14 protein-coding genes, 4 tRNA genes and 1 pseudogene are annotated in these 13,309 nt (G+C 57.1%); 8 read left to right on the top strand and 11 right to left on the bottom strand.

Annotated features, from left to right (window positions below):
• Positions 1-107: 107 nt before the first annotated feature.
• Together AACX99_RS09460 and gorA are read right to left on the bottom strand one after the other, a co-directional pair.
• Positions 108-731 carry a trimeric intracellular cation channel family protein gene (locus AACX99_RS09460; protein ID WP_339411262.1) on the bottom strand — a complete coding sequence of 208 codons (624 nt, stop codon included), beginning with the start codon at positions 729-731 and terminating at the stop codon, positions 108-110.
• A gap of 7 nt (positions 732-738) precedes the next feature.
• Positions 739-2,097, bottom strand: coding sequence for a glutathione-disulfide reductase (gorA, locus tag AACX99_RS09455; protein WP_339411260.1), 1,359 nt, complete (start codon positions 2,095-2,097; stop codon positions 739-741).
• Positions 2,098-2,178: 81 nt separating this feature from the next.
• Here gorA and AACX99_RS09450 point away from each other — a divergent pair, with 81 nt between their 5' ends.
• A complete protein-coding gene (locus AACX99_RS09450) occupies positions 2,179-2,601 on the top strand; it encodes a VOC family protein (RefSeq protein ID WP_339411258.1) in 423 nt (140 codons plus the stop codon).
• A 53-nt stretch (positions 2,602-2,654) separates the two neighbouring features.
• Here the strand turns inward: AACX99_RS09450 and galU are convergent, their stop codons facing one another.
• From galU to AACX99_RS09405, 9 genes and pseudogenes are all read right to left on the bottom strand, one after another.
• Positions 2,655-3,494, bottom strand: coding sequence for a UTP--glucose-1-phosphate uridylyltransferase GalU (gene galU / locus AACX99_RS09445; protein ID WP_339411257.1), 840 nt, complete (start codon positions 3,492-3,494; stop codon positions 2,655-2,657).
• Positions 3,495-3,537: 43 nt separating this feature from the next.
• Positions 3,538-4,898, bottom strand: a pseudogene (locus AACX99_RS09440) (UDP-glucose dehydrogenase family protein).
• A 188-nt stretch (positions 4,899-5,086) separates the two neighbouring features.
• Positions 5,087-5,173 (bottom strand) — tRNA-Leu (locus AACX99_RS09435).
• A 112-nt stretch (positions 5,174-5,285) separates the two neighbouring features.
• Positions 5,286-5,359, bottom strand: a tRNA-Cys gene (locus AACX99_RS09430).
• A 39-nt stretch (positions 5,360-5,398) separates the two neighbouring features.
• Positions 5,399-5,474, bottom strand: a tRNA-Gly gene (locus AACX99_RS09425).
• Between the two features lie 67 nt (positions 5,475-5,541).
• Positions 5,542-6,102: a CDP-diacylglycerol--glycerol-3-phosphate 3-phosphatidyltransferase gene (gene pgsA / locus AACX99_RS09420; RefSeq protein ID WP_339411256.1), complete on the bottom strand. Its 561-nt coding sequence runs from the start codon at positions 6,100-6,102 to the stop codon at positions 5,542-5,544.
• Positions 6,103-6,135: 33 nt separating this feature from the next.
• On the bottom strand, positions 6,136-7,977 hold the full coding sequence (gene uvrC, locus AACX99_RS09415) for an excinuclease ABC subunit UvrC (RefSeq protein ID WP_339411254.1): 1,842 nt from the start codon (positions 7,975-7,977) through the stop codon (positions 6,136-6,138).
• Entirely contained in the window at positions 7,964-8,608 is a 645-nt protein-coding gene (gene gacA, locus AACX99_RS09410; protein WP_160014285.1) for a response regulator transcription factor GacA, read from the bottom strand. The genes uvrC and gacA overlap by 14 nt, the downstream gene beginning before the upstream one ends.
• A 141-nt stretch (positions 8,609-8,749) precedes the next feature.
• Positions 8,750-8,839 (bottom strand) — tRNA-Ser (locus AACX99_RS09405).
• Positions 8,840-8,971: 132 nt separating this feature from the next.
• Here AACX99_RS09405 and AACX99_RS09400 point away from each other — a divergent pair.
• The 7 genes from AACX99_RS09400 to AACX99_RS09370 all read left to right on the top strand — a co-directional run bounded on the left by AACX99_RS09400 (position 8,972) and on the right by AACX99_RS09370 (position 13,271).
• Positions 8,972-9,640 (top strand): Bax inhibitor-1/YccA family protein, encoded by a 669-nt coding sequence (locus tag AACX99_RS09400; protein WP_339411251.1) that lies wholly within the window; start codon positions 8,972-8,974, stop codon positions 9,638-9,640.
• A gap of 183 nt (positions 9,641-9,823) precedes the next feature.
• A complete protein-coding gene (gene tusD / locus AACX99_RS09395) occupies positions 9,824-10,216 on the top strand; it encodes a sulfurtransferase complex subunit TusD (protein ID WP_339411249.1) in 393 nt (130 codons plus the stop codon).
• Position 10,217: 1 nt separating this feature from the next.
• On the top strand, positions 10,218-10,577 hold the full coding sequence (tusC, locus tag AACX99_RS09390; protein WP_339411247.1) for a sulfurtransferase complex subunit TusC: 360 nt from the start codon (positions 10,218-10,220) through the stop codon (positions 10,575-10,577).
• Complete coding sequence (tusB, locus tag AACX99_RS09385) at positions 10,577-10,876, top strand: sulfurtransferase complex subunit TusB (protein WP_339411246.1); 300 nt, start codon at positions 10,577-10,579, stop codon at positions 10,874-10,876. Before tusC ends, tusB begins: the two co-directional genes overlap by 1 nt.
• Positions 10,873-11,208, top strand: coding sequence for a TusE/DsrC/DsvC family sulfur relay protein (locus tag AACX99_RS09380; RefSeq protein WP_339411245.1), 336 nt, complete (start codon positions 10,873-10,875; stop codon positions 11,206-11,208). Before tusB ends, AACX99_RS09380 begins: the two co-directional genes overlap by 4 nt.
• A complete protein-coding gene (locus AACX99_RS09375; protein WP_339411243.1) occupies positions 11,205-12,188 on the top strand; it encodes a glycosyl transferase family protein in 984 nt (327 codons plus the stop codon). Before AACX99_RS09380 ends, AACX99_RS09375 begins: the two co-directional genes overlap by 4 nt.
• Before the next feature lie 84 nt (positions 12,189-12,272).
• On the top strand, positions 12,273-13,271 hold the full coding sequence (locus AACX99_RS09370) for a glutathione S-transferase family protein (RefSeq protein ID WP_339411241.1): 999 nt from the start codon (positions 12,273-12,275) through the stop codon (positions 13,269-13,271).
• Positions 13,272-13,309 lie beyond the last annotated feature (38 nt).

Here is a 13,309-nt window from a genome sequence, read left to right as displayed (position 1 = left end):
TGTATATTATGTTAAATTGAATGTATGGAGCTGATGGCCTATAGGATCAACTTCCTAGCTTCCCCCTCCGTGCACTTCTGCTTATCTCGTTTCTGATCGTTGGAACGTCAGTCGCGATCCAGCAAATGAAAACTGGGCAGCGCCACATGCCAGCGAATGGCAGCCAGGCGGATTAATAGTACGGTGAGCATGGCCACACTGGTGTCCAGCCAGTGAGGCGTATCCAGAGTGCGCATGCCGATAAACACCAGCGCCCCTGCAATACAGGCCGTAGCGTAGATTTCTTTCTGAAAGATCAGCGGAATCTCGTTGCAGATCACATCACGCATCACGCCGCCGGCTACACCGGTCATCACTCCCATGATCACCGCGGTGCTATGCGGTACGTTGTGCTGCATGGCGACTTCAGCACCGATCACGGTAAACACCGCCAAGCCAAAGGCATCCGCCAATAGCAGGCCTTTTTCGTGAATCGGCTGGGTCAGCCGCACCCAGATCACGGTGCCGACCGCCGCCAGCGAAGCGACCACGATATACAGGTCGTTGCGGATCCAGCTGACCGGATGGTTGTCCAGAATCACGTCACGCAGGGTGCCGCCACCCAGTGCGGTGATGATGGCGATAACCAGCACACCGAACAGGTCCATGGACTTGCGCCCCGCCATCAGCGCGCCGGTAATGGCGAAGACCGCAACACCGAACAGGTCGGCCAGATAAAACAATTGCGCCATGCTGACCTCAGGACGACACGGGGGTACGCATGGTGACGAACTCTTCGGCGGCCGTCGGATGCACGCCGATGGTTTCATCGAATAGCTGCTTGGTCGCACCAGCTTTAAGTGCAACAGCTAGCCCCTGAACGATTTCACCGGCGTCCGGGCCGACCATATGGCAACCAAGCACGCGGTCTGTGGCAGCATCTACCACCAGTTTCATCAGGGTGCGTTCCTGGCTTTCGGTCATGGTCAGTTTCATCGGACGGAAGCGGCTTTCGAAAACCTGAACGCTGTAGCCCTCCTCCTTCGCCTGCTCTTCGCTGAGCCCCACCGTGCCAATATTCGGCAGGCTGAATACCGCCGTTGGGATCATTCGGTAGTCAACCTTACGGTATTCCTCTGGCTTGAACAGGCGCCTTGCCACTGCCATGCCTTCGGCCAGCGCTACCGGTGTGAGCTGCACGCGGCCGATCACATCACCAATGGCGAGGATCGATGGCGCGCTGGTCTGGTACTGCTCGTCGACCTTGATAAAACCGCGCTCATCAAGCTGTACGTGGGTGTTTTCCAGACCCAGGTTATCCAGCATCGGCCTGCGACCGGTAGCGTAGAAGATGCAGTCGGCTTCTAGGGTTCGACCATCCTTGAGTGTGGCCTGCAGGCTGCCGTCGGCTTGCTTGTCGATACGAGCGATGTCGCTGTTGAACTGCAGGTCGACACCGCGCTTGTTCAACTCATCCTGCAGGTGCAGACGCACAGCTTTATCGAAACCACGCAGGAACAGCTCGCCGCGATAGAGCAACGCGGTTTTTGCGCCGAGGCCGTTAAAGATTGAGGCAAACTCAACAGCAATGTAACCGCCGCCAATCACAAGAACGCGCTTGGGTAACTGCTCAAGAAAGAAGGCTTCGTTCGAGCCGATAGCGAATTCATGCCCTGGGACTTCGGGAATATGCGGCCAGCCGCCAGTGGCAATCAGGATATGTTTGGCGCTGTAGCGCTTACCGTCTAGCTCAACGGTGTGGTCATCGACAATCCGCGCATGGCCTTCGAGCAACGTCACACCACTGTTAAGCAGAAGCTTGCGGTAGATATCATTGAGGCGACTGATTTCGCGATTCTTGTTACTGATCAGGGTTGACCAGTCGAACGTCGCCTTGCCCAACGACCAACCGAAGCCCTTCGCCTGCTCGAAGTCGTCGGCGAAGTGCGCGCCGTAAACCAGCAGCTTCTTTGGTACGCAGCCGACGTTGACACACGTACCACCGAGATAACGGCTTTCGGCAACCGCCACGCGGGCACCATAACCAGCGGCAAAACGCGCAGCCCTTACACCGCCGGAACCGGCACCGATTACAAACAGGTCAAAGTCATAGGTCATTGCAGCCTCCTGAACAGGCTGCCAGCATACCCCAAGGTGGGTCAGGCCTAAACTTGAAGCATGCGCAAGAGGAGATCAGTGATGCACCCTACCCTTACTCATGTGGCGTTACATGTACCCGATCTGGATGCCTGCGTGGCCTTTTATGAGCAGTTCTGCAGGATGCAGGTGATTCACCAGCGAGCAGGCAAAGGCTCAAGAATTGTCTGGATGGCTGAGCCGGGCAAGGAGCATAGCTTTATCTTCGTGATCATGCCCGGCGGCCAAGATCGTCAACTGGCCGCGGATGATTACAGCCACTTTGGCTTTGCTATGGAAAGTCGTATAGAGGTCGACTGCATTGCCGAGCGGGCCAGGCAGGCTGGATGCCTGATCTGGGAGCCGCGTGATGAGCCCTACCCTGTTGGCTATTACTGTGGCCTGCGTGACCCAGCAGGCAACTATGTGGAATTCAGCTACGGTCAGCCGTTAGGGCCTGGCGCTGAGCAGATGCCTTTACCCTGAATGCACACAGCCACCCGAAGGTGGCTGTGTGCATTACCGCTTCAGAGGCCTAATCAGTAGGCCTTGCCAGTTTTGTAGAGGTTCTCGAAGCAGAAGTTGGTGGCCTCGATATAGCCTTCAGCTCCACCGCAATCGAAACGCTTACCCTTGAACTTGTAAGCCATCACGCAGCCATTCTGTGCCTGCTTCATCAGGGCGTCGGTGATCTGGATTTCGCCGCCCTTGCCGGGCTCGGTTTGTTCAATCAGTTCAAAAATATCCGGAGTGAGGATGTAGCGGCCGATGATCGCTAGGTTCGACGGTGCATCTTCCGGTTTGGGTTTTTCGACCATGCTGTTGACCCGGTAAATGTCCTCACGAATCATCTCGCCGGCGATTACGCCATATTTGTGGGTCTCTTCTGGCGGTACTTCCTGAATGGCCACAATCGAGCAGCGGAACTGGTTGTACAGCTTGACCATTTGCGTCAGCACCGCGTCGCCTTCCAGGTTCAGGCACAGGTCGTCGGCCAGTACCACTGCAAACGGCTCATCGCCAATCAGCGGGCGACCACAGAGAATGGCGTGGCCCAAACCCTTCATTTCCACCTGGCGGGTATAGGAAAAACTGCATTCGTCGATCAGTCGACGGATACCAACGAGGTACTTCTCCTTATCGGTATCACGGATCTGATGTTCAAGTTCGTAGCTGATATCAAAGTGATCTTCCAGCGCGCGCTTACCGCGACCGGTAATCATGGCAATTTCCGTCAAGCCGGCTTCCAGCGCTTCTTCAACGCCATACTGGATCAACGGTTTGTTCACGATCGGCAGCATTTCCTTAGGCATAGCCTTGGTGGCTGGCAGAAAGCGGGTGCCGTAACCGGCTGCTGGGAACAAACATTTCTTGATCATGAGTAACCTTGAGCAATAGTGTGAAAAGTGCGTGCGCAGTCTATCAGGCTGCATTGACCTTACAATGCCCTTGCGCAGGCCGTCCAATGCCTCGGTAGAGAAAGCCCAGCTCAGCCAGCTGCATAGCATCGTAAATATTGCGCCCATCAAACAGAACGGGCATTCGCATCAAACCACGAATGCGGGCAAAGTCGGGTTGGCGAAATTGCTTCCACTCGGTGATTAACACTAATGCATCCGCACCTTCAACAACGCTGTAAGGCGATGTACTCAAGCGCATCTGGCCGCTACTGATTGCCTGGCCATAGCGCTCACCGATAGCCGTTGTGGCAACTGGGTCGCAGGCCTGAACGACTACGCCAGCTGCGAGCAAAGCATCCAGTAAGACCAGGCTGGGCGCCTCACGCAGATCATCGGTGCCTGGCTTGAACGCTAAGCCCCACAACGCCAACACCCGCCCGTGCCAATAACCGGAAAAGTGCTCACGTAGGGCTTGGAATAACAAAGTCTTCTGCAGTGCATTACGCGCTTCGACTGCGCGTAGGATACCTGGCTCAATGCCTTCCTGCTCTGCGCAGCGAATTAGTGCCCGTACATCCTTGGGAAAGCACGAGCCGCCATAGCCGCAACCGGCGTAAATAAAGTGAGTGCCAATGCGTTTGTCACTGCCAATTCCTCGTCGCACATCCTCGATATCAACATCCAGCCGTGCGCAGAGACTGGCCATTTCGTTGATAAAGGAAATCTTGGTGGCTAGAAAGGCATTGGCGGCATATTTGCTGAACTCTGCAGCTCGCAGGCCCATGCATAAAAAACGCTCATGATTGCGTAGAAACGGCGCATACAAACGGCGCAATACCTCATGGCCCAGCGGCTCATCGCAGCCAACAATGACCCGGTCAGGCCGCATAAAATCGTCAATCGCCGAACCCTCCTTGAGAAATTCCGGGTTACTCGCCAGCGTCACCGCAAAGCGCTTGCCGCGTTTGCTCAATCGATTGTTGATGCGCTGAGCAACACGCCGGCCGTGCCCACCGGCACCGTTGATTTATTCACCACCACGCAGCTCTTTTCAAGCAGATCACCTAACTCATCAGCCACGGTCAATACATGTGACAAGTCCGCTGAGCCGTCCTCCTCGCTCGGTGTGCCGACGGCGATAAAGATGATCTCAGCCTGCTTGATGCCTTCTTTCAGGTGCTGGCTAAAACTCAGCTGAGCGCTGCTCAGGTGGGTCTGTAGCATGGCCTCTAGCCCTGGTTCGTAAATCGGCGACTGGCCACGGGCAAGCCGCACCACCCGCTGCGCATCGAGCTCAACGCAGATCACCCGATTGCCCATCTCGGCAAAACAAGCCGCCGATACCAGTCCTACATACCCTGCGCCGATCACACAAATACGCATCGCCTGCACTCCTCACTGAGTTATGGCGATTGCAGCGAAAGCAGATGGCAGGCGTATAACATGAGTAAGACGCTCGGATGACAGCACCTGATAATCCTGGTGCACAAAATCCACGCACAAAAAAACCGGCACTAAGGCCGGTTTTGGTGAGTTTCAGATTCGCGGGCGAATATCTGAAATCATGTACATGGTGCCCGAAGCCGGAATCGAACCGGCACGAGGTTACCCTCGAGGGATTTTAAGTCCCTTGCGTCTACCGATTTCGCCATTCGGGCGGTAGCGCTACGTTGCAAGGCTTGGACTATATACAGCCCTTGAATACCTCGCAAGGGTTCAAGCTTAAATGAAAAAGCCTCGTAAATCAGTGATCTACGAGGCTTTTCTAATTGGAGGCTGAGGTCGGAATCGAACCGGCGTTCACGGATTTGCAATCCGGTGCATAACCACTCTGCTACTCAGCCTTGAAACTAAACGGACCGTGTAAAACGGCCCGTTGAAAATGGAGCGGGAAACGAGACTCGAACTCGCGACCCCGACCTTGGCAAGGTCGTGCTCTACCAACTGAGCTATTCCCGCTTGTCGTGCTGACGGCCGCCATTCTATAGCTTCAGAACGGCGCGTCAAGCCCTTGATTCAAAAAAGCTTATTTCTTTTCCGCAGTGATTCGCAGGTGTGGCCATGCGGCCAGCAGGTACTGCGCCATCGACCATAGAGTCAGTACCGCGGCAATGATCAATAGTGCGTAACCGAGTACAACCCAAGCGGTATAGGTTGGCGGATTGGCCAATAGAATTACCAGGGCTACCATCTGTGCGGCGGTTTTCCATTTGGCCAGTTTTGATACGGCAACATGCGCACGAGCACCTATCTCTGCCATCCATTCACGCAGCGCTGACACCACGATTTCACGACCGATGATGATGGCAGCAGACAGGGTCAGCCAAAGATTGGCGTGTTCGGCAACTAGTAACACCAGGGCAACCGCCACCATCAGTTTGTCGGCTACTGGATCGAGAAAGGCGCCAAAAGGCGTGCTTTGTTCCCAGCGGCGCGCCAGGTACCCGTCTAGCCAGTCGGTTGCGGCGGCGACTGAGAACACTGCGCTGGCGGCCCAATAGCTCCAGCTGAAGGGAAGATAGAACAGCAGAATAAACACCGGTATCAGCAATACACGAAGCACGGTAAGCAGGTTGGGGATATTCATCGACACAACTTGGCGGTAAAGAGAACCGGCATTCTACTCACTGTGCAGGGCGGCATAAATCAACTCGGCGAGTTTTTTACTGATCCTTGGTGCTTTGGCAATTTCTTCGATGCTCGCGCGGGACAGCTCCTGCAGTCCACCGAAGTGGTTGAGCAGCTCTCGGCGACGCTTGGGCCCTACGCCAGCAACCTCCTCAAGGGTGGAGGTACGCCGGGCTTTGCCACGACGGGCGCGGTGCCCGGTAATGGCAAAACGGTGCGATTCATCGCGGATCTGCTGAATCAGATGTAGCGCTGGTGAATTTCCCGGCAGAGTAAATTCATGGGCGGCGTCATTCAGATACAAGGTTTCCAAACCAGGCTTGCGTGTAGTGCCCTTGGCCACGCCGAGCAAAATCAGATCCGGCACCGCGAGCTCTTCAAGCACTTCGCGGGCCATGGCCAACTGGCCTTTACCGCCGTCGACCAGCAGGATGTCCGGCAGTTTGCCTTCGCCATCCTTGATCTTGCTGAAGCGCCGCGTCAGCGCCTGGTGCATGGCTGCGTAATCGTCACCAGGCGTCACGCCTTCGATGTTGTAGCGGCGGTAGTCGGACTTCAGCGGTCCTTCCGGGCCAAATACCACGCAGGAAGCAACGGTTGCTTCGCCGCTGGAGTGACTGATGTCGAAGCACTCCAGGCGCTGCGGCACTTCATCCATATCCAGCGCCAGTGCTAACGCGTCAAAGCGTGCGGCAACGTGCTGTCGGTTAGCCAGGCGCGCAGCCAGGGCCTGTTCGGCATTGGTCACTGCAAGTTGCTGCCAGCGCGCGCGAGTGCCGCGCACGCGGTAGCTGATACTCAACTGCCGGTCGCGCAACTCATCAATCGCGGCGATCAGCGTGGGGAAGTCTTCGTGCTGCGCATTGACGATCAGCTCGCTCGGCAGGTCGCGCTCCTGGCTGCTCAGGTAATACTGCGCGAGGAAGGCCAGCAATACCTCACTGCCCTCTTCTTCGATGGCCACTTGCGGGAAGAAGTTCTTGCTGCCCAGCACCCGACCGCCGCGCACGCTGATCAAATGCACGCACGCACCGCCAGGGTTGACCATGGCGGCGACCACGTCCACATCACCAGTGCCACCTTCCATGCTCTGCTGATCCTGTACCCGGCGCAATAGCGATATCTGGTCGCGCAATCCGGCGGCCCGCTCGAAGTCCAGGGCTATGGCGGCAGCCTGCATACCGCTGGACAGCTCGTCGGTCAGGGCATTGCTGCGGCCTTCGAGAAACATCACCGAGTGACGTACGTCATCAGCATATTCGACAGGCTCTACCAGACCGACGCAGGGGCCTTTGCAGCGCTTGATCTGGTACTGCAGGCAAGGACGCGTACGGTTTTTGTAGAAGCTGTCCTCACACTGGCGCACCAGAAAGGTCTTCTGCAGCAGGTTGAGGCTTTCACGGATGGCCCCGGCGCTGGGATAGGGGCCGAAATAACGGCCCTTCTGCTTTTTCGCGCCACGGTGGATGCTCAGCCGTGGGAAGTCACCATCGGAAAGAAACACGTAGGGATAGGACTTATCGTCGCGCAGCAGAATGTTGTATGGAGGCCGCCATTCCTTGATCAGCGTCTGTTCAAGCAGCAACGCTTCGGTTTCATTGGCGGTGATGGTGGTTTCGATCTGCGCGATGCGGCCCACTAACGCGGCGGTCTTAGGCGCTAACCCGTTTTGGCGGAAGTAACTGGCCAGGCGCTTTTTCAGATTCTTGGCTTTGCCGACATAGAGCAGCTTGGCGTCCACATCGAACATGCGGTACACACCCGGGCGCCCGCTGCAAGTGGAGAGAAACGCGCTGGAATCGAAAGCGGCGCGACTGTCGTCAGCTGCTGGCATCAATCATGCCGTGACGCACGGCCAGCAGGGCCAGCTCGACATCGCTGGTAATCGACAGCTTCTCGAAGATGCGATAGCGGTAGGTATTCACGGTTTTCGGCGACAGGCAAAGCTTGTCGGAAATGGCCTGAACCTTCTGACAGCCGGCGATCATCAGGGCGATTTGGATTTCGCGCTCAGAAAGCAAATCGAAAGGCGAATTGCTGCTCTGCGGCTGGAACGACTTGAGGGCCAGCTGCTGGGCAATCTGCGGGCTGATATAACGCTGGCCGCTGAACACCATGCGGATGGCCTGGACCATTTCTTCCAGCGCGGCACCCTTGGTCAGGTAACCGGCGGCGCCAGCTTGCAGCAAGCGCGTGGGGAACGGGTCTTCTTCGCACACGGTTACTGCGACGACTTTAAGATCGGGATGGCTGCGAATCAGTTTGCGCGTGGCCTCGAGACCACCGATGCCCGGCATCTTGATGTCCATCAGGACAACATCGGGCTTCAGTTCGCGGGCTTTCTTCAGGGACTCTTCGCCAGACTCAGCTTGGCCAACCACATGCAAACCGTCGATATCAGCCAGCATGCGCGTGATGCCGGTACGTACCAGGTCGTGGTCATCAACTACTAGCACCCTGATCAAGCGACACCCCGTATGCATCAGCCGGCAAGAGCGGCTGGTTGGGTTGAAAGGCTGGAGATTTAATGAATCCCAGCTTGGCGCATAACCGTCAAAATGCAAGCGCCAATAAAGCTGTGCGCCAGGGTGACGGCCAGAGGAATATGGCGGAAGCGGTGAGATTCGAACTCACGGAAGAGTTTCCCCTTCGACGGTTTTCAAGACCGTTGCATTCAACCGCTCTGCCACGCTTCCGGCGTTCGCGGGCGGCAATCTTACCCGAACGCAACACGCTGTCAAACTCTGCGTGTTGGCTCTTTATCTGCCTCTGCTATGATCGGGCCTGACCTTGGTCACGGAACCATCAGCCATTTCAGGAGTGTCGCCATGAACGAACACAATTATGCACTTGACCATACGCAGGTTGAGCAGCAAGAAGTCAGCCGCGTCTTGCGCAACACGTATGGCCTGCTGGCCATCACCCTGGCCTTTAGCGGCCTGGTGGCGTACATCGCGCAGCGCGCCAATGTGCCTTATCCGAATATCTTCGTGGTGCTGATCGGCTTTTACGGCCTGTTCTTCCTCACCGCTAAACTGCGTAACTCAGCCTGGGGCCTGGTTTCTACCCTCGCCCTGACCGGTTTTATGGGCTACACCCTCGGTCCAATCCTCAATCGCTACATGGGCATGGCCAACGGCGCTGAAGTTGTCAGTTCGGCCTTTGCCATGACCGCACTGGTGTTCTGCGGCCTGTCGGCTTACGTACTGACCACCCGCAAGGACATGAGCTTCCTCAGTGGTTTTATCACTGCAGGTTTCTTTGTGCTGATTGGTGCGATGGTTGCCGGCTTCTTCTTCCAGATCAGCGGCCTGCAACTGGCGATCAGCGCAGGTTTCGTGCTGTTCTCCTCGGCCTGCATCCTGTTCCAGACCAGTGCGATCATCCATGGCGGCGAGCGCAACTACATCATGGCGACCATCAGCCTGTATGTGTCGATCTACAACCTGTTTGTCAGCCTGCTGCAGATTTTCGGCATCATGGGCGGCGACGACTGATTCAAGTTGCTGTGAAAAGCCCGCTTCGGCGGGCTTTTTTATGCTCACCACGCCATGGCGTGGCTCCCTTCGGGGCGTCGCTAGCGACGTTAAAAATGACTCCCAGCCATTTTTTATACCCGCCGCGCGCATCTTGGCGGCTCAGGCTTTATCATTCCGGCAAATTGGCTTGCCAGGTTTGCTATGAAGTTCGCCATCGCCTTGTTTTCTGCTCCTCATGCGCCCTCCTCGCGCCGCGCGCTGCGTTTTGCTCAAGCGGCATTGGCGGGCGGGCATGAGATCGTACGGCTGTTCTTCTACCAGGACGGCGTACACAGCGCGTCAAGCAATGTGGTCTGCGCGCAGGATGAAGTGGATCTAGCGCGTGAATGGCGTGAGTTTGTGCAAGCGCAGCAACTGGATGGCGTGGTGTGCATTGCCGCTGCGCTGCGCCGTGGCGTGCTGAATGACGACGAAGCGCAGCGTTACTCACGCACTGCCGCGAACCTGGATGCACCCTGGGAGCTTTCCGGCCTTGGCCAGTTACACGAAGCGGCGCAGCTGGCGGATCGCCTGGTGTGTTTTGGAGGGCCTTGAGATGAGCAAGTCCTTGCTGATCATCAGCCGCCAAGCCCCTTGGTCCGGTCCCGGTGCGCGGGAAGCGCTGGATATCGCCCTGGCCGGCGGCGCCTTCGATTTGCCGATTGCCGTGCTGTTTCTTGATGATGGGGTATTTCAGCTGAGTGGCACGCAACAGCCAGCCAGCCTGCAACAGAAAGACCTCGGCGCCAACCTGCAGGCTCTGCCGATGTTCGGCGTCGAGGCGCTGTATGTTGCCCAGCGCAGCCTCGAAGAACGCGGCCTGCAGGATCACTCCAGCAGTCTTGCGTTTGAGCGTCTCGATGATTCCTCGGTAAGCGCCTTGATTGACCGTTACGACCTGGTGATTACACTCTGATGGCTACCTTGCACGTACTCTCACACTCGCCCTTTACCGATAGCCGCCTGAGCAGTTGTCTGCGTCTGCTCGGCAGCCAGGATGCTCTGCTGCTCTGTGGTGATGCGGTGTATGCCTTGCAGGCCGGCAGCGCGCAGTGCCAGGCGCTGGAACTGATGCCAGAAGCCGTCGCACTGTATGCTCTGGATGAAGATGTGCAGGCCCGCGGCCTTGCGCACCCTACCCGCCTTACGCTGGTCGATTATCCCGCTTTCGTTGCACTGAGCTGCCAATACGACAAGGTAAACACCTGGCTATGACGGCATTGAATGTTGAGGGCCGCAGCCTTGCGCTGGACAAGGACGGTTATCTGCTTGACCTCACCGATTGGTCCGAGGCAGCCGCGCACGCCCTGGCACAACGTGAAGGCATCAGCCTGAGCGCCGATCACTGGGAAGTTCTCTGGCTGGTGCGCAGCTTTTACGACGAGTTTCAGTTGTCACCGGCCAATCGCCCGCTGATCAAATTTATTGCTGTGAAAATCGGCCCCGAGAAAGGCAATAGCCTGAACCTTAATCGTCTGTTCAATGGCGCTCCCGCCAAACTTGCCGCCAAGCTGGCGGGCCTGCCCAAGCCGACCAATTGCCTATGAATTTTGTAACCCCGCCGGAACACCCTTTCGCTCAATTTGTACGCATCCTCGGTAAAGGCAAACGTGGTGCGCGCAACCTGACCCGCGAGGAGGCCCGCGAGGCCATGGGCATGCTGCTCGACGGCCAGGCCGAAGAAAGCCAGCTAGGCGCATTCCTGATGCTGCTGCGGCACAAGGAAGAAAGCGCCGAGGAGATGGCCGGCTTTGCCGAAGCCGTGCGCGCGCGCCTGCAGGCTCCGGCAATCCAGGTCGACCTCGACTGGCCGAGTTATGCCGGCAAAAAGCGCCATCTGCCGTGGTTTCTGTTGGCCGCCAAAGCACTTGCCAATAGCGGTATTCGCATCCTGCTGCATGGCGGCGGCCCGCATACAGCCGGGCGCATGTACAGCGAACAGTTAATCGACAGCCTGCATATCCCGCTGTGCCGCAACTGGGGGGGCGTCGAGCAGGCACTGGCGCAACATCAGCTGGCGTTTATCCCGTTGGGCGACTGGATGCCGCAACTGCAACGGATGATTGATCTACGCAATATCCTCGGCCTGCGCTCACCTATTCACTCCCTGGCGCGCATTCTCAACCCGCTGGGCGCACGCTGCGGCCTGCAGAGCATCTTTCATCCCGGTTATCAGGCGGTACACCGTGAAGCCAGCCAGTTGCTCGGCGATAGCGCTGTGGTGATCAAGGGTGAAGGCGGCGAAATCGAGATCAACCCGGACGCCACCAGCCACCTGTATGGCACGGCCAATGGCGAAAACTGGGATGAAGAATGGGCGGCGCTATCTGCGCTGCGCCACGTCAAGCCTGAATCACTGCAACCCGCTCACCTAGCCGCTTTCTGGCGTGGAGAAATGGCCGATGATTACGGCCAGCTTGCAGTAATAAGCACCATGGCGTTGGCGCTGCGTGGCCTGGGGCAAAACCGTGAGGCCGCCTTCGATGAAGCGAAACGCCGCTGGGAAAGGCGACACTTATCTAAGTAAGCGATAGGTCTGTGCGCGTTTTGCACCCTTTTCACCCTGTGCAAGCAGTTAGACTGACCGTTCATACATGACGGAGTCAGTCCTATGGGCCTACTAATAGATGGACACTGGCGTGACCAGTGGTATGACACCGCCGACAACGGACGCTTTCAGCGTGAAGCTGCACAGCGCCGCAATTGGATTACCACCGATGGTGCCCCTGGTCCTAGTGGCACTGGCGGCTTTGCTGCCGAAGCTGAGCGCTACCACCTGTATGTATCACTCGCATGCCCTTGGGCGCACCGCACGCTGATTTTGCGCCAGCTTAAAGGCTTACAACCGCTGATTGGCGTTTCGGTCGTCAGTTGGTTAATGCGCGAGAATGGCTGGACGTTCGATACCGAGCACGGTGCCAGCGGTGATACCCTTGATGACCTGAACTACCTGTACCAACGCTACACCGCCGATGACGCCCAATACACTGGGCGAGTTACGGTTCCTTTGCTGTGGGACACGCAGCAGCAATGCATCGTCAGCAATGAGTCAGCCGAGATCATTCGCATGTTCAACGGTGCCTTCGATGCGCTAACCAGCAACCACCTCGACTTCTACCCCGAGCATTTACGCGAGCAGATCGACGCCCTCAATGAGCGCATCTACCCCACCATCAACAACGGGGTGTACCGTGCTGGTTTTGCCACACGCCAGGATGCTTATGAAGAAGCGTTCGATGAGCTTTTCGAGGCTCTGGATGGGCTAGAAGCTAGCCTAGACAGCCGCCGCTATCTGGCCGGCGAGTACCTGACAGAAGCAGATATTCGCCTGTTTACCACGTTGATTCGCTTCGACGCGGTTTACCACGGTCACTTCAAGTGCAACCTACGCCGGGTGGAGGACTATCCCAACCTCTCGAACTGGTTACGCGAGTTGTACCAGTGGCCAGGCATCGCCCAGACCGTAGATTTCACCCACATCAAAAGTCATTACTACGCCAGCCATGCCACGATTAACCCAACCGGAGTGATTCCTAAAGGTCCGCATCTGGACTTGAAACAGTCGCACGATCGTAAACGACTACCGGGCAAGGGCATTTACCAAGGCTAAGCGCAGGCCTGAGCTGCAAGCAGAGGGACCAAGCAAAA

Source organism: Pseudomonas sp. EA_35y_Pfl2_R5, from assembly GCF_963970805.1.
GTDB lineage: Bacteria > Pseudomonadota > Gammaproteobacteria > Pseudomonadales > Pseudomonadaceae > Aquipseudomonas.
Note: the sequence above shows the minus strand (reverse complement) of the source record. Positions and strands in the feature narration are given on the sequence as shown.